This window comes from Ensifer sp. ZNC0028 (assembly GCF_000799055.1).
Taxonomy (GTDB): Bacteria; Pseudomonadota; Alphaproteobacteria; order Rhizobiales; family Rhizobiaceae; genus Ensifer.
On record NZ_JTLA01000031.1, the window covers coordinates 59,401 to 76,458 of the forward strand.

Sequence of the window (17,058 nt, forward strand, 5' to 3'; positions counted from 1 at the left end):
ATGACATCTGGGGCGGACCTGCTTCGAGTTGAAGGTCTGCGGATCACATTCTCGGTGCTCGGCGGCGAAGTTCAAGCCGTCAATAACGCGAATTTCAGGATTTTGCCCGGCAAGGTGACGGCGCTCGTCGGCGAGTCCGGATCGGGGAAATCCGCAATCAGCCAGGCGGTGATGGGCATTTTGCCCAACGTCGCCAAGGTTGGTGGCAAAATTTTGTTCAACGACCCGACGACGGCGGCAAAGCCGATCGACCTGCTCTCGCTCGAGCGGGAGGGGGAGGAGATCCGTGCCCTGCGCGGCACGCGCATCAGCAAGATTTTCCAGGAGCCGATGACATCGCTGTCGCCGCTCCACACGATCGGAAACCAGATTTCCGAAGTCCTGAAGATCCACACGGACGCGGAAAAGGCGGAACGCCGGGCGCGAACGGAAGAGCTGCTCGGCTATGTGGGTTTTGCCAATCCGAAGCGCGCCTACGACATGTATCCGTTCGAGCTTTCGGGCGGCATGCGCCAGCGCGCGATGATCGCGATGGCCTTGATCTGCCGGCCGGCTCTGTTGATCGCCGACGAGCCGACGACGGCGCTCGACGTGACGGTTCAGGCGCAGATCCTGAAACTCCTGCGCGAGCTTCAGGTCAAGCTCAACATGGCCATGCTGCTGATCACCCATGACCTTGGCGTCGTCGCCAACATGGCCGACGAGGTTGTGGTCATCTATCACGGCCAGATCGTCGAGGCCGGTCCGGTCGAGGCGATCTTCCGCAACCCGCAGCACCCCTATCTCAAGGGGCTGATGGCCGCGGTTCCGCATTTCGACATGAAGCCCGGCGAGCGGCTGAAGGCGCTGCGCGAAGTGCCGGTCAAGGCCGGCACGCTGCTTGGGACCTCGGCGGCCGACCGGCGCGCCGGTCCCGATGTGCTGTTGTCCGTCCGCAATGTCTCGAAGACCTACGGAACGCGGAAATCGTCCTGGTTCGGCGGTGGCGAAAATACGCTGCATCGCGCCGTCGACGATGTCAGCTTCGACATCCGCCGTGGCGAGTGCCTCGGCCTCGTCGGGGAAAGCGGCTGCGGCAAGACCACTGTCAGCAAGATCCTGATGCGCGCCATCACGCCCGACCAGGGCTCGGTGACCTTCGACAATGGCGAGGGACCGGTCGATGTGCTGAAGGTGCAGGGCGACGACCTCAAGGCCATGCGATCCAAGATCCAGATGGTCTTCCAGGATCCGGTGTCTTCGCTCTCGCCGCGCATGACCGTCAAGAACATCCTCAGCGAGCCGCTGGAGATCCACAGCCGCGGTACGGCGAAGTCGCGCGTCGAGACGGTGCGTTCGCTGTTGCAGGCCGTCGGCCTCGACCAGCGCTTCATCAACCGCTACCCGCATTCGTTCTCGGGCGGTCAACGCCAGCGCATCGGCATTGCGCGTGCGCTTGCGCTCGTGCCGGAACTGCTGATCTGCGACGAACCGGTGTCGGCGCTCGACGTTTCCGTCCAGGCGCAGATCCTCAACCTGCTCAAGGACCTGCAGAAGGAGCTGGGGCTGACCTGCCTGTTCATCTCGCATAATCTTGCAGTCGTGGACTACATGGCCGATCGCATCGCCGTGATGTGCGCCGGGCGTATCGTCGAGCTGGCGCCGCGCGAGGTGCTGATGCGCAATCCGGTTCATCCCTATACCAAGTCGCTGCTGGCGGCGGTCCCTTACCCGGATCTCGACCGGCCGCTTGATTTCGAACGGCTGAAGGACAGCGAAGGTTCGGACATGCGGCGCTGGGGGCCACAGTTCCGGGACGACGATGCCGGCGACGCGCTGATCCCCGCGGATCTCGGCGGTGACCACATCGTGCTGGCACGCCGATCCGTGGATGCAAGGGAGTTGCGGCCATGATCACCCGCCGAACTGTACTGGCATTGCTTGCGACCGTGGCTCTGCCGACGCGGCTCTTTGCGGCAGCAGGCGAGCCCGCGTTCTGGGAAAAGCAGATTGCCGACGGCAAGCTGCCGCCGCTGGCCGAGCGTCTGCCGAAGACGCCGCGTGTCATCAACGTTGCGGCCATGGGGCGCCAGCCCGGCAAGTACGGCGGCGAGGTGCGGATGCTGATCGGCAGCGCCAAGGACATCCGCCTGATGACCATCTACGGCTATGCCCGTCTGGTCGGCTTCGACGAAGCGCTGAAGATCGAAGCGGACGTTCTCGAAAGCTTCGAAACGGTCGAGGACCGCATCTTCACCTTCCACATCCGCGAAGGCCACAAGTGGTCCGACGGCACGCCGCTGACGTCGGAGGATTTCCGTTATTGCTGGGACGACGTTCTCAACAACGAGAAGCTGAGCCCGGCCGGGCTGCCGACGGCGCTGGTCATGGACGGCGAGGCCGCCAAGTTCGAGATCGTCGACGAACGCACGGTGCGCTACTCATGGTCGACGCCCAATCCCGACTTTCTGCAGAAGCTCGCCGGCCCGCAGCCGATGGTGGTGGTGATGCCGTCGGCCTACCTGAAACAGTTCCATGAGAAGTATCAGGAAGAAGACAAGCTCAAGGCGCTGATGAAGGAAGAGCGGGTCAAGAAATGGAGCCAGCTGCACATGCGCATGGCCCGTTCCTACCGCCCGGAAAACCCGGACCTGCCGACGCTGGACCCCTGGCGCAACACGACGCCGCTTCCGGCCGAACAATTCGTCTTTGAGCGCAATCCCTACTATCATCGCGTCGACGAGAACGGCCTGCAGCTACCCTACATCGACAAGTTCGTGCTCAGCGTCAGTTCATCGGCGTTGATCCCGGCCAAGACCGGCACCGGCGAGAGCGACCTGCAGGCGACCAGTATCGACTTCGTCGACTATACCTTCCTGAAGGATTCCGAGAAGCGTTACCCGGTGAAGGTGCTTCTGTGGAAGAAGACGCAGGGCTCGCGCCTGGCGCTGCTTCCCAATCTCAATTGCTCGGACGAGGTTTGGCGGGCGCTGCTGCAGGACGTACGCGTTCGCCGCGCTCTGTCGCTTGCGATCGACCGCACCGAAATCAACAAGGCGGTATTCTACGGCCTGACCAAGGAAAGCGCCGATACGATTCTGCCGGATAGCCCGCTCTTCCGGCCCGAGTTTGCCAGTGCCTGGGTCGCCCACGATCCGGAACAGGCCAATGCCCTGCTCGATGAGGCGGGCCTTACGAAAAAAGGCAGCGACGGGATCCGCATTCTCTCTGATGGCCGCGCCGCGCAGATCGTCGTGGAAACGGCCGGCGAAAGCACGCTCGAGACGGACGTGCTGCAGCTCATCACCGACTACTGGCAGAAGGTCGGGATATCGCTCTTCATCCGGACATCGCAGCGCGACACGTTCCGCAGCCGCGCCGTCGGTGGCGAGATCATCATGTCGATGTGGTTCGGCATAGACAACGGCGTGCCGACGGCAAGCATGAACCCTGGCCAGCTTGCGCCGACCGCGGACGACCAGCTGCAATGGCCGGTCTGGGGGCTGAACTACCTGTCTCACGGCGAAATGGGTCAGGCCCCGGATCTTCCGGCAGCCGTCGAACTGACGGAACTGCTGCAGCGCTGGCGGCATTCGGCCGAGGACGCCGAACGGACGGAGATCTGGAGCCGGATGCTCTCGATCTACACCGACCAGGTGTTCTCGATCGGCATTGTCAACGCCTCGCTCCAGCCGATCCTCGTGGCAAAGAAGCTGAGGAACGTGCCTGACACTGCGCTCTACGGCTTCGACCCCACGTGTTACTTCGGTGTCTACAAACCCGACACCTTCTGGATCGAACAGGAAGGCTGACATGCTGCGATATATTCTCTGGCGTATCGCGGCGATGGTTCCGACCCTCCTCATCATTTCCGCCCTTGTCTTCACCATCATCGAGCTGCCGCCGGGCGACTATTTCGAAAGCTATGTCGCCGAGATCAAGGCGCAGGGCGAAGGCGTCGACATGGAGCAGATCGAGGCGCTCCGGAAGGAGTACGGCTTCGACCAGCCGCCGGTTCTGCGCTACGTCTATTGGCTCGGCGGCATGCTGCAGGGCGATTTCGGCTATTCCTTCGAGTACGAGCTTCCGGTCAGCGCCGTCGTCGGCGATCGCCTGTGGCTGACGATCCTCGTTTCCTTCGTCACCATCATCTTCACCTGGCTGATCGCTTTCCCGATCGGCATCTACTCGGCGACCCATCAGTACAGCTGGGGCGATTACGGCCTCTCGCTGATGGGCCTGATCGGCATCGCCATCCCTAATTTCATGCTAGCGCTGATCCTGATGTACTTCGCCAACATCTGGTTCGGGATTTCCATCGGCCACCTGATGGACCAGAAGTATCTCGCCGAACCCATGAGTTGGGAAAAGGCGAAGTCGATCCTCGAACACATCTGGATTCCGGTGATCATCGTCGGCGCGGCGGGTACCGCCGGCATGATCCGGCGCCTGCGCGCCAACTTGCTCGACGAACTGCAGAAGCAGTATGTGGTGACGGCGCGCGCCAAGGGCCTGTCACCGATGCGCACGCTGGTGAAGTACCCGCTGCGCATGGCGCTCAACTTCTTCATCTCCGATATCGGTTCGATCCTGCCGGCGATCATCTCCGGCGCGGAAATCACGGCGATCGTGCTGTCGCTCGAGACCACCGGCCCGATGCTGATCAAGGCGTTGCAGAGCCAGGACATGTATCTTGCCGGGTCGTTCCTGATGTTCCTGGCCTTCCTGACGGTGATCGGCGTGCTGATCTCCGACATCGCGCTCGCCATTCTTGATCCTCGAATTCGGCTGCAAGGCAGGAGCACCAAGTGACGTCATTTCTCCCGGCGCCCGGCGAGCCCATGCCGCACTACGTATCGACGGCCCCGTTCGATCCCTATTCCGTCGAGGCGATGACGGACGAGCAGGTGCGCGTCAACCAGGCTTCGCAGCTGCGACTGATGTGGTGGAAGTTCCGCCGCCACAGGCTCGCGCTTGCGTCGGGCATCTTTCTCGCAGCGCTCTACCTGATGATCGTCGTCTGCGAGTTTCTGGCGCCCTACAACCTGCACACACGCAACATGGACTACATCTATGCCCCGCCGCAGGGGGTGCATCTTTTCCATGAGGGCAAGTTCGTCGGTCCCTTTGTCTACGGCCGTACGATGACGCTGGATATGGACACGCTGAAGCGCAACTACGCCGACGATACCAAGGACGTGCAGCCGCTTCGCTTCTTCTGCCGCGGCGACGGCTATCGCTTCTGGGGGCTGTTCGAAAGCAACGTGCATCTCGTCTGTCCGGCAAAGGGCGGCCAGGCCTTCTTCCTGGGAACGGACCGCCTCGGTCGTGACGTGCTGTCGCGCATCATCTATGGCGCGCGGATCTCGCTGACCATCGGCCTGCTCGGCATCACCGTCAGCTTCGTGCTCGGCATCGTCATCGGTGGTCTTGCCGGCTACCACGGCGGCGTCTTCGATCTCATCGTCCAGCGCGTGATCGAGGTGCTGCAGTCGATCCCGAGCATTCCGCTCTGGCTGTCGCTGGCGGCGATCATGCCGGCGACCTGGAGCCCGATCTTCATCTATCTGGCGATCACGATCATCCTCGGTCTGCTCGACTGGACCGGGCTTGCGCGCGCTGTCCGTTCGAAGTTGCTGGCCTTGCGCGAGGAGGATTATGTGCTTGCGGCCCAGCTCATGGGCGCAAGGAGCAGCCGCATCATCGGCCGGCACCTCGTACCCGGTTTCATGTCGCATCTGATTGCCACGGCGACGATTGCGATTCCCGGCATGATCCTGGGCGAAACGGCGCTCAGCTTCCTTGGCCTCGGTCTCAGGCCGCCCATCACCAGTTGGGGTATTTTGCTGACGGAGGCGAAAAGCGTCAGCGTCATTGCCTTCTATCCCTGGCTCCTGTTTCCCACAATTCCGGTCATTTTTGTGATTTTGGCGTTCAACTTCTTGGGAGATGGGTTGCGTGACGCCGCCGATCCCTACAAATGAAGCCCGGTTTGACGCAGCCATACGGCGCGCGTGAAACGGTTCATCGTACCCTGAGTGAAAGGTTTCTTGCATGATGCGGCGTTTTGAAGATGCCCGGATCCTCATGTATAGCCATGACACGTTCGGGCTCGGACACCTCAGGCGCTGCCGCACGATCGCGCATTCGCTGGTGGAAGACTATCGCGGCTTGAACATCCTGATCATTTCCGGGGCGACGATTGCCGGCGCGTTCGACTATCGCGCGCGCGTGGATTTCGTGAAGATCCCGAGTGTGATCAAGCTGCACAATGGCGACTACACCTCGCTCGACCGCCATATCGAACTCGACGAGACGCTGAAGATGCGCCAGGCGATCATTCGCCATACGGCAGAGACCTTCAAGCCGGATATCTTCATCGTCGACAAGGAGCCGATGGGCCTGCGCGGCGAGGTCGAGGAGACGCTGACCTATCTGAAGGCGCACGGCACGACGCTCGTCCTCGGCCTGCGTGAGGTCATGGATGCGCCGCACCTGCTCGAGGCCGAGTGGAAGCGCCGCGACACCATGCGCAAGATCGAGCAGTATTACGACACGATCTGGGTCTACGGCCCGCCCGACTTCTACGACCCGCTGACCGAACTCGACGTGCCGCCGGCGGTGCGCGAGCGCATGAACTTCGTCGGTTTCCTGCAGCGCAGCGTTCCGCGCGAGGAACTGCCGGGCCATAAGCCCCAGGGCGACTACATTCTCGTCACCACGGGCGGCGGCGGCGACGGCGCGGACCTGATCCACGACGTCATCCACGCCTATCAGCAAGATCCCGAGCTCACCCACAAGGCGCTGATCGTGCTTGGGCCCTACATGCCGGTGAAGAAGCGGGAGAAGCTGATCCGCAAGGGCAGCAAGATCCCCTTCATCAAGATCATCGAATTCGACAATCGCATGGAGGAGCTCATCGCCGGCTCCAAAGGCGTCGTCGCCATGGGCGGCTACAACACCTATTGCGAAATCCTCTCCTTCGACAAGCCGGCGCTGATCGTGCCGCGCATCCAGCCGCGCGAGGAGCAATTGATCCGCGCGCGCCGGGCTGCCGAGCTCGGGCTGGTCGAGATGCTCCTGCCGGACGAGGCGGAAGATCCGTTGCGGCTGGCGGCGGCGCTGAGGGCGCTGCCCTATCGCGCGCCACCGTCGAAAAGCAGCGCCAACGGCCTGCGGCTGGAAGGCCTCGTGCACATCTCCGAAATCGTCGGCAGATGGCTCGATCGACCATCGAGCGACCACCTGAACATCGTGAAGAAATCGAGCTGAAGCATTGCCGACAGACCGCAAGATTGCAGTCGTGCTGAAGGGCTACCCGCGTCTTTCGGAAACATTCATCGCCCAGGAACTGCTTGGCCTCGAACGCGCCGGGATGGAACTCGTCCTGATCTCGCTTCGGCGTCCGACGGATGGCAAGCGCCACCCGGTTCACGACGAAATCCGCGCCGACGTCCACTACCTGCCGGAATATCTGCACGAGGAGCCGCTAAGGGTCCTGCGCGGGCTCGTGCGCTGTCTGCCGAAGCCCGGGTTCTGGCGCGCCCTGGGCCTGTTCCTCAAGGACCTGCCGCGCGATTTCAGCCGCAACCGCTTTCGCCGCCTCGGCCAGGCGCTAGTGCTCGCCGCCGAGTGGCCGGGGCAGCCGCGCTGGCTGCACGCGCACTTCATCCACACCCCTGCCTCGGTGACGGCCTATGCGAGCGTGATTGCGAGTACGCCTTGGACCTGCTCGGCGCATGCAAAGGACATCTGGACCTCGCCCGACTGGGAACTGTCCGAAAAGCTTGACCTTGCGCGCTGGACCGTGACCTGCACGCGCATGGGCTACGAGCATCTCCGCAGCCTTGCGCGCGACAAGTCGAGGGTTCATCTGAGCTATCATGGCCTCGACCTCGATCGCTTCCAGCGTTTCGACGACACGCATTCCAGCCGCACAGGCTCCGATCCTTCAGATCCCGTCCGCATCGTCAGCGTCGGGCGTGCCGTTGGCAAGAAGGGCTACGACGTGTTGCTGAACGCATTGGCCAAGCTTCCCTCGGAACTTCACTGGCGGTTCGAGCATATCGGTGCCGGGGAACTGACCGGCCAGTTGAAGACGCTTGCCACGGAGCTCGGCATCTCCGACCGCATCGTCTGGAAGGGCGCGCTCGACCAGACCGACGTGCTTGCGCACTATCGGGCAAGCGACATCTTCGCGCTCGCCTGCCGGATCACCGCGGATGGCGATCGGGACGGCTTGCCGAACGTGCTTGTGGAAGCATCGAGCCAGCGCCTTGCCTGCGTCTCGACGGACATATCCGGCGTGCCGGAACTGCTCGAGGATGGCGAAAACGGTCTTGTCGTTCCGTCGGAAGACCCGCAGGCGCTTGCGGTCGCGCTAGAGGAACTGATCCGCAATCCGGCCCTTCGCCACCGGTTCGGCGATGCGGCCGAGCGGAAGGTTCGCGGCCAGTTCGACCACCACACCAGCATCGAACAACTCGCCGGCCTGTTTGTCCGCGAATGGAGAGCCGCCTGATGTCCGCCCGTCGCGTCTTCTTCTACGTACAGCACCTGCTCGGCATCGGTCACCTGGCGCGGGCAAGCCGGATCGCGAGCGCCTTGGCGGCCAAAGGCTATGACGTGACCGTCGTGACGGGCGGCAGCCCGGTGCCGGGGTTCCCGGCAAACGATGTGAAACATGTGGCCCTGCCGCCGGTGCTGGCGGGCGACAAGGGGTTTAGCGGACTCGCCGATGGCGAGGGAAATCCGGTCAGCGAAGCTTTCAAGCAAGAGCGCCGGGACCTTCTGATCGAGGCCTTTCTTGCCTGCAAGCCCGACATCGTCATCTTTGAAGCCTTTCCGTTTGGCCGTCGCCAGATGCGTTTCGAGTTGATGCCGCTGCTGGAGGTGATCGAGAAGCAGGAGCCGCGACCCCTCGTTGCCGCGTCGCTGCGCGATATCCTGCAGGAACGCACGAAGCCGGGACGCGCCGAAGAAACCCTTGACGTGGTCAGAGCGCATTTCGATCTCGTGCTCGTGCACGGCGATCCGGCCTTCGCGCGGCTCGAAGAGACCTATCCCTATACGGCAGAGATCGAAGACAAGATCGTCTACACAGGCCTTGTCGCCGGCCATCCCCCTCAACCCCCGGCTGAAAGGTTCGACGTGCTTGTTTCGGCCGGCGGCGGCGCGGTCGGCAAGGAGCTGATCGGTGCGGCACTGCAGGCGGCCGGGCTGCTTGCGGGCGACCTGAAATGGTGCCTGATCACCGGGCCGAACCTGCCGCAGGACGACTATGACGGCTTTGCCGCCGCAGCGCCCGCAAACGTGCATCTCTTCCGCTTCCGCAAGGATTTTGCGAGCCTCTTGTCGGGTGCGCGGCTCTCGGTCTCCCAGGCCGGCTATAACACCGTCTGCGATATCTTCCGCGCCGGCTGTGCGTCGCTGCTCATCCCCTTCGTCGCCGGCGGCGAGACCGAGCAATCGACGCGCGCGGAAAGGCTTGAAAAACTGGGCCTTGCCGGCGTTCTGCCGGAAGCGGACGTAACACCGGAGCGGCTGGCCCGCGACGTCGAGATGATGCTGGCGCGGCCAAGGCCGCAGATCCCGCCGCTCGATCTTAACGGTGCCGCTAAAACGGCCGAGATACTGGAGCTTCAGGCGGTTCGCTAGCCCGTGCTCGGTGGTGCCCCTTCGGTCTTCGGGGAGGGCGCGATGGAGCGGAACCACCGCCGTAGAAAGGTCGCTCGGCAAACCAACGCTCGGGCGACCGCTCGCTTGTCTGCCAGTATGTAGCCTGGATATATTACTCGCGCTCAGCGTGTTCCGGCTAGCTGCCTCCAGAATCGTATGTTAGGTAAATAAATAATACCGATTCTGAATATACGCAGTGCAAGTCCACCGAACGATAACCTGGGTTGCCTTGCGCACGAAACGCAAGGTCTCGCCAGGACTGGGTCATTTTCTTGGTGAAGCGTTTCCCGCACGGCTCTCCTGCCTTGTCTATCTCTCCAACATCCGCTGGCCTCTGGCGCACGGCATCGCCTGTGCGCTGAACCAGCGCCGGCTGACGGGCGTAGAGGCAGTGGCGTAGTCGCGGTGAACGTCGATCGCAGAGCAATGCCAGGGGATTTCGGCACGTCGAGCGCGTAAGGCAGGAGGAGCAGTTGAGAAATCTGATCGCGCTGTTGATCTCAGTGACCCTGGCGTTGGGGGCCGGGGAGTTAATGCTGCGCGTGTTCACGCCGTTTCCGATCGGAACGCAATCGCACCGAACCACCGACGAGAAGTACGGCTATCGTCTCGATCCGACCCTTTCCGGCGTTGACGGGGACGGCTTCCGCGACCCGGCAGGCGCACGGCAGGACTTTCACGTCGCTGCAATCGGCGACTCCATGACCTATGGCAACAACGTCGAGAGCGGCCAGGCCTGGCCGGCCGTCTTCCAGGCCATCACCGGCGAACACACCTACAATTTCGGTGTCGGAAGCTACGGCATCTACACCTACCACGCGCTCATCCATGACGCGCTGGCAAATGGAGCCAAAGGCGCGATCGTCGCCATTTTTCCAGGCAACGACTTCGCGATCGTTTTTTCGGCCTGCGATATCATGAACGCGCGTTCCGACTTCTGGCTCGCAGAGCAGGCGCGGCTTCACCTGCAGGCTCTCTTCAGCCCGACCGGAAGCCATACGCAATGCACCAAGGCGCGATCGGCGAGCATCAAGACGAAGCTGTTCGAGAACGTCGCGCTTCTGAGCGCTTATCAGTATGCGATTAAGGACCGTGTGGCGAGTTTGTACGCGCGCCTCCTTGGTGCGGGCAGCGATGAAACCTCAGATTATTACCGGTTCCCGGACGGGATTCCGCCCGTTTCGCGGCGCTATGTGGATGATGCCGGTCGCATGAGCGATTTGGCCTCGTCCGAGACGGCAGCGATGTTTGCGGACTTTGAACGTTTCGCGGCCGACTGGGCCGCGCAGGGACGGGGACGCGTAGGGCTGTTGCTCATCCCGTCCAAGGAGCGTGTGGTTTTCGAGCATCTTCGGCGTGGTGGCCAGCTGGCCGTTGCCGATCCCGGCTTCATTCGCAGTGTTGAACGTCAGATCGCACTTGAGGATAAAATTCGGAAAATCGCCGGTCGGCTTGATCTGCCGTATCGTAGTGCGGTCGATGCAACGACCGACGCATTGCGGGATGCGATCCTGGCCGGGCAGCGCTTTTATCCTGATAACGACGGACATCCGTTTGAAGCAGGCTACAGGGCCTTCGCCGGAACCGCGTCGTCCCTCTGGAGCGAGATGAAAGCAAGAGCTGCCGAGACGCATGACTGAACGTCGAGGAGCGGCACTAGCTGCCGCTGCCGAAGACAGGCAACGGTGCCGAAGCGCATGGGTGCCGTCTGGCCAGACACGTGCATTTCCGATCGGTTCAGACCGTGCCGATCAGCATGAAGCGGGTGTATTTTTTCGTCGGCAGCGCGCCGGCGAATTCGACCGTCTTCAATGCCGCCTGCTTGGCGAATTCCTCGACCGAGGCCACGCAGTTGATATGCGTCGGCTCGCTGAAATAGTCGTTGGATTGCAGCAGAACCCGCGTGCCGGCCGGAATGCGATCGAGCCATGCCTTGAGGTCCGCGATATGCTCGCAGCTCGTGTTGATCACCAGGTCCGCCTTGAGCGCGGCGTAGTCGATCGCGTACATGTCAGCCGTCACGGCGTGAAATTTGTCCGGAAAGGCAGCGTTCAGCGTCCGCGCCACCGCTTCGACGTCCGGGTCGATGTCGAAGCTGTCGACGGCTGCCACGTCGAAGCGCTGGTCTTCCAGAAGCATGGCGCCGAGAATGCCGTACCAGCCGCCGAGAATGGCGATCTTGCCATAGGAGGGGCCCGCGACCTCAAACAGCGTATCGCGCGCCCAGACCTTGCAGGCGACCTGCTTGTGATTGAAGGCATTGGCGATATGGGCGTCGGGATGCTTGGCGATCACCCGGCCGATCCCTTCGATCAGCGGACTGCGCGTATAGGCGGCGATGCCACGTGCGAGATCGAAGGCATGCTCGTACCAATCGCTGGTTTGGCAGGGGGGATGGCTGGTTTGTTTCATGCGGTCGTTGTAAGCTGCGCATCGAGCGAGTGCAATAACGGCGTGTGCTTTCGGGAGCGTCGACCTCTGCCGGTTGACTTCAAGGCCGCCTGTTGGAAACCGCGTCCATTGCAGATTTCCCTCGCACCTGCATAATCGATCAACCGGATTCGGCGCCGGGCGGAATATGCAGGCGTCCCTTCAGGAGCGTGCCGTGGGGCACCCGTCCGAAGGTGTCGCCGAAGAGTGATGCGTGCAGGGGACATGTGGCAACCCGGCCCGCCAGCAGCAGTCGTGTTCAATAAGGTCCTATCGCCAGTAACATGGAACCACGCCTTTCCCGCTATATCTGGACCCACACGCGCAAGGACCAGCTTTGGATCCTGGTTGTCGTCGCGCTGTCGATGATCCCTTACTTCCTGTCGTTCGATCTGCCGAAGCAGATCGTCAACGGGCCGATTCAGGGCGATGGCTTCGACAGCCCGGAGGCCACGCAGGCCTTTTTGCCGATATCCTTCGACCTGCCGTATTTGGGCACGTTCAATGTCTTTGACGGCTTCCACCTCGGCCGCGAAGGCATGCTGCTCGCCCTCAGCCTGGTTTTCCTGGCGCTGGTGGTGGTCAACGGCCTCTTCAAATTCTACATCAACACCTTCAAGGGCCGGCTCGGCGAGCGGCTGTTGCGGCGCATCCGTTTCGAACTCGTCGACCGGGTGTTGCGTTTTCCGCCCAGCCATTTCAAGCGGGTGAAGCCCGCCGAAATCGCGACGATGATCAAGGACGAGGTCGAGCCGCTCGGCGGTTTCACCGGCGATGCCTTCGTCTCGCCTGCGCTGCTCGGCGGCCAGGCCTTGACGGCGCTGGTGTTCATCCTCCTGCAGAGCTTCTGGCTCGGGCTGATCGCAACGCTGATCGTCGCGGTTCAGGCAATCATCATTCCGCGCATGCGCAAGCGGCTCCTCGTGCTTGGACGCGAGCGGCAGTTGACGGCGCGCGAGCTCTCCGGCCGCGTCAGCGAAATCGTCGACGGCATCGGCGCGATCCGCGGTCACGACACGTCGAACTACGAGCGCGCCGACATTGCGGCTCGCCTCGGCCGGATCTTCCAGATCCGCTACGACCTCTACCAGTGGAAATTCCTCGTCAAGTTCATCAACAACTTCCTGGCGCAGGTCACGCCCTTCCTGTTCTACGCGATCGGCGGTTATTTCGCCCTGCAGGGCCGCCTCGATATCGGCCAGCTCGTCGCCGTCATCGGCGCCTACAAGGACCTGCCGGGTCCGCTGAAGGAACTGATCGACTGGGACCAGGCCCGCCAGGACGTCCAGGTGAAATATGCGCAGGTGGTCGAGCAGTTCAGCGTCGACACGCTGCTCGATCCCAAAGTGCAGGCGGTGGCGACGACCGCTGCGGCGCCGCTCGCCGGCCCGCTTGCGGCCGTCAATCTGACGGTGATCGACGACGGCGGCTCGACGTTGCTCGACCATGTCTCGCTGCAGGTCCAGCCCGGCGAGAAGGTGGCGCTGATGGGCGGCGGCGAAGTGCTCGCCGAAGCCTTCGGCCGCCTCGTCTGGCCGGCAAGCGGCAAGGTGCTCGTCGATGGTCAGGACATTCTGGAGCTGCCGGAATCGGTGACCGGCCGGCGGATCGCCTATGCTTCGTCCGACGTCTACGTCTTCCAGGGCAGCCTCGGCGACAACATCCTTTACGGGCTGAAGCATGCGCCGCTCACGAACGAGGTCTATGAGGGCGAGCGAGCGACGCACCGCAAGTGGGAGGTGACCGAGGCCCGGTTGGCCGGCAACCCGTATCTCGATGTCAACAGCGACTGGATCGACTATGGATCCGCCGGGGCGAACGGGCCGGACGATCTGCTCGTGCAGATCCGGCCGGTTCTCGACGCCGTGCTTCTGACCAACGACGTCATGGCGCTGGCCGTGCGCTCGACCATCGATCCCCATGAGCATGCGGAGTTTGCCGCTGGCATCGTCGAGATGCGCAGCGCGCTCCGGCTGCGTCTCGAAAAGGAAAAGCTCAGCGACCTTGTCGTGTTCTTCGAGCCCGGGACCTACAACGTCGAGGCGACGATCGGCGAAAACATGCTGTTCGGCACCATCACCGATCAGGTGGTATGGGCAGACGCGCTGGAGAACCATCCGTTCTTCAAGACGATCCTGCAGCGGGTCGGCCTGCGCGATGTCTTCTACGAGATGGGCATCGAGATCGCCGAGAACGTCGTCGAACTGTTCCGCGACTTGCCGCCGGATCACCCGTTCTTCCAGCAGCTGACCTTCATGACTGCCGAGGAAATCCCGGTTTATGAGGCCATCCTCCAGAAGGTCCGCACCAAGGGCAAGGGCGAGGTTTCCGAGGACGACCAGATCAAGGTGATCAGGCTTTGCTTCGACTATATCGAGCCGCGGCACCGCTTCGGTCTGTTGACGGACGAGGTGATGGCGAAGATCGTTGCCGCCCGGCGCGAGTTCGACGAAGGCCTGCCGGCCGATCTCGCAGGCATGATAGAGCACTACCGTCCGAACCGCTTCATCGCGTCCGGCAGCATCATCGACAACGTGCTCTTCGGACGTATCGGTCACAAACACGCCGACGGCTCGGAGAAAATCCGCGCCATCGTCCGGGATCTCTTCGAGGCTGGCGGCCTCTACAACGAAGTGCTTTCCTTCGGCTTCGATTTCAATGTCGGCGCCGGCGGCAAGCGGCTGACCGCCGCGCAGCGGCAAAAGCTCGATCTTGCGCGCGCGTTGATCCGCAATTGCGATTACTACATCTTCAATCAGCCGCTCTTGGCGCTCGACCAGCGTGTCCAGGAACAGGTCGTCCGCAACGTTTTTGCGATGCTCGATCAGGGCGGACGCGATCCGGCGGTGATCTGGGTCCTCGCCAATCCGGCGTTGACGGACCTCTTCGATCGCGTCGCCCGTTTCGAGAACGGGCGCCTGCTGCACGACGCCAATGTGGATGAACGACCTGACTATAAGGAAATGGCATCTTGATGTAATATTAATGTCAGGGCACGAGCATATGGTCCCGCCGCGATGCGGGAGGCAAGTTGCTCCCGACGGGAACTCGGAGACACGGATTGTGATGTTGCTCAAAGATGAAGTCGAAATGCTGCGCCGAATAACCCTTTTCTCGGGATTGCCGCCGGCAAAGCTGAAACTTCTGGCCTTCACGTCCGACAGGGTCATGTACAGCGCTGGCGAAGCGCTCTTCTACCAGGGTGACATCGGCGACGCCGCCTATGTCATTCTTTCCGGCAAGGCCGAGGTGCTGATCAATACGGCGGGCGGACCGTTCAAGATCGCCGAAGTCGAGCAGAATTCGATCGTTGGCGAAATCGCCATTCTCTGTAATACGCCACGCACGGCGACCGTGCGCACCAGCACGCCGCTCGAAGCCCTGCGCATCCGCAAGGACGATTTCCTTAAACTTCTGGCCGATTTCCCCGAGATGGCGGTGGAAATCATGCGTGTTCTTGCCGACCGCCTCGCGCAGACGACGGCGGAACTCAGCGAGGCCCGCGGTTCGATGGAGCCGGTGGACGCCTGACGTCGGCAGCTCCCTTGTACGGGCGGTCCTTCCCGAAAATGCAGACGGTGATGCGCCGGGGCAGTCATTCGCTTCGGGCATACGAGCCCTTCGCAAAATCGATTCCGCTTCGTCCGGATATGGGCTAGAGAAACGCCATGCGTTCGATCACCTATTTCCACAAGACCGTTCAGTTTCCCGACAAGCCGGAAAAGAAGCGCTTTTTCGCGCGGCTGCAGAACGGTGACTGGGAGCCCTGCACGTTCCAGAACATCGAACGCCTGGTCGACGCCAAGACGACCTTCATCGACATCGGCGGCTGGATCGGCGTGACACCCTATTGGGCGGCCCAGATTGCCGACAACGTCATCACGGTCGAGCCCGACCCTGTCTGTTTCGGCATCCTCAAGGAAATGCAGCCGGAGAATTGTGGCGAGGTGCGGGTCATCAATGCCGCGCTGTCGGAGGATGACGTTCTCGTGCTGCATTCCGTCGGCGGCGGTTTCGGCAGCTCCGAAACATCGGCCCTGATCGCCGACGACGACGGCGAGGCGATCCGGGCGCGCACCGTGACGATCGCAACCCTTCAGGACATGGCGCGGACCGAACGGCTCTGTTTCAAGATCGACATCGAAGGTTACGAGTATCGTGCGTTGGACCAGTTCCGAACGATCGATCGGACGCGGACGGCCGGGGTGTTGCTGGCGGTCCACCCGCAGATCCTGTTTGCGTCGCTGACGGGCTCCAGGCTGTCACGCGTCCTTCGCACCATGACCGCCACTGTCGGGCTGATCCGCAGCTTCAAAGGTTTCCGCCTCGACAATCCCTCGGCCATCTGGACGGCGCTGCGCAAATCGATCGCGCGCCGGGAGTTCCGCGGTTTCGACCTGCTGTTCGTGGCCCGCGAGGGCACCCGCTAAGGACTGCTGGCAGCTCAAATTCGTTCCGTGTCTTTAGAACGCGAATGGCAATGCTCCGGGCATTGGCCGAGAGCCGAAACGATCTCCGGTTCGGTTAACCATGCCTCCGCTTAAAGTTAATTCTTCGTTTCAAGATGTTACTTCCGGTGGTATAAGTTCGCTATTGCTATTTCCTGGTTTCGGTTGTGGCGCGTCGCGGAGGGCGGTCGCATGTCCTGGTTATACGTTGCCGGTGTCGCCTATGGCCTGACGGCGTTTTTTCTTGTGGCGATGACCTATCTCGAAGGCTTGCAGGCGCATGCACCCTGGAACATGTATCGCTTCGCCGGGCTTCTGGTCTGCGTTTTCTGGCCAATCCTGTTTCTGTATCTGATGCTCAGGATGGCATCGAAAAGACGAATTCCGGAGCGCTGACGGCAGAGGCCAGCGGCGCGCATCCTCAAGGCGGCGCCTGAACGGCGGTATTTACCATACAACTAGAAAATGCCGGAGATTAACCCATGATTCCGTCATGCGGTTTATGGTCCGGCAGTGATCGAAC

Annotated in this window: 14 protein-coding genes; 13 read left to right on the forward strand and 1 reads right to left on the reverse strand. The window is 62.1% G+C overall.

Annotated features, from left to right (window positions below):
• From L981_RS08070 to L981_RS08105, 9 genes are all read left to right on the forward strand, one after another.
• Positions 1-1,893 (forward strand): ABC transporter ATP-binding protein, encoded by a 1,893-nt coding sequence (locus L981_RS08070; RefSeq protein WP_043613696.1) that lies wholly within the window; start codon positions 1-3, stop codon positions 1,891-1,893.
• On the forward strand, positions 1,890-3,791 hold the full coding sequence (locus L981_RS08075; RefSeq protein WP_043613698.1) for an ABC transporter substrate-binding protein: 1,902 nt from the start codon (positions 1,890-1,892) through the stop codon (positions 3,789-3,791). Before L981_RS08070 ends, L981_RS08075 begins: the two co-directional genes overlap by 4 nt.
• 1 nt (position 3,792) lies before the next feature.
• Positions 3,793-4,791 (forward strand): ABC transporter permease, encoded by a 999-nt coding sequence (locus L981_RS08080; RefSeq protein ID WP_043613700.1) that lies wholly within the window; start codon positions 3,793-3,795, stop codon positions 4,789-4,791.
• 29 nt (positions 4,792-4,820) lie between these two features.
• Entirely contained in the window at positions 4,821-5,963 is a 1,143-nt protein-coding gene (locus L981_RS08085; RefSeq protein WP_043613701.1) for an ABC transporter permease, read from the forward strand.
• Positions 5,964-6,033: 70 nt separating this feature from the next.
• Positions 6,034-7,251, forward strand: coding sequence for a glycosyltransferase family protein (locus L981_RS08090; protein ID WP_043613703.1), 1,218 nt, complete (start codon positions 6,034-6,036; stop codon positions 7,249-7,251).
• Positions 7,252-7,255: 4 nt separating this feature from the next.
• Positions 7,256-8,500: a glycosyltransferase family 4 protein gene (locus L981_RS08095; RefSeq protein ID WP_043613705.1), complete on the forward strand. Its 1,245-nt coding sequence runs from the start codon at positions 7,256-7,258 to the stop codon at positions 8,498-8,500.
• Positions 8,500-9,636 (forward strand): glycosyltransferase family protein, encoded by a 1,137-nt coding sequence (locus tag L981_RS08100; RefSeq protein ID WP_245281606.1) that lies wholly within the window; start codon positions 8,500-8,502, stop codon positions 9,634-9,636. The genes L981_RS08095 and L981_RS08100 overlap by 1 nt, the downstream gene beginning before the upstream one ends.
• Positions 9,637-9,853: 217 nt before the next feature.
• Positions 9,854-10,057 carry a hypothetical protein gene (locus tag L981_RS34420; RefSeq protein WP_156134006.1) on the forward strand — a complete coding sequence of 68 codons (204 nt, stop codon included), beginning with the start codon at positions 9,854-9,856 and terminating at the stop codon, positions 10,055-10,057.
• Positions 10,058-10,130: 73 nt separating this feature from the next.
• A complete protein-coding gene (locus L981_RS08105; protein WP_043613709.1) occupies positions 10,131-11,297 on the forward strand; it encodes a hypothetical protein in 1,167 nt (388 codons plus the stop codon).
• Positions 11,298-11,394: 97 nt separating this feature from the next.
• On the opposite strand, the gene L981_RS08110 is transcribed toward L981_RS08105, so the two are convergent.
• Positions 11,395-12,069, reverse strand: coding sequence for a class I SAM-dependent methyltransferase (locus L981_RS08110; RefSeq protein ID WP_043613711.1), 675 nt, complete (start codon positions 12,067-12,069; stop codon positions 11,395-11,397).
• Positions 12,070-12,371: 302 nt separating this feature from the next.
• Here L981_RS08110 and L981_RS08115 point away from each other — a divergent pair, with 302 nt between their 5' ends.
• From L981_RS08115 to L981_RS08130, 4 genes are all read left to right on the forward strand, one after another.
• Entirely contained in the window at positions 12,372-15,062 is a 2,691-nt protein-coding gene (locus tag L981_RS08115) for an ABC transporter transmembrane domain-containing protein (protein WP_043613713.1), read from the forward strand.
• Positions 15,063-15,153: 91 nt separating this feature from the next.
• Positions 15,154-15,618 carry a cyclic nucleotide-binding domain-containing protein gene (locus tag L981_RS08120; protein ID WP_034799203.1) on the forward strand — a complete coding sequence of 155 codons (465 nt, stop codon included), beginning with the start codon at positions 15,154-15,156 and terminating at the stop codon, positions 15,616-15,618.
• A 137-nt stretch (positions 15,619-15,755) separates the two neighbouring features.
• The gene (locus L981_RS08125) at positions 15,756-16,517 is read left to right on the forward strand and encodes an FkbM family methyltransferase (protein ID WP_043613715.1); all 762 of its coding nucleotides are present in this window, start codon (positions 15,756-15,758) and stop codon (positions 16,515-16,517) included.
• A gap of 210 nt (positions 16,518-16,727) precedes the next feature.
• Positions 16,728-16,931: a hypothetical protein gene (locus tag L981_RS08130; protein ID WP_043613717.1), complete on the forward strand. Its 204-nt coding sequence runs from the start codon at positions 16,728-16,730 to the stop codon at positions 16,929-16,931.
• Positions 16,932-17,058: the final 127 nt, after the last annotated feature.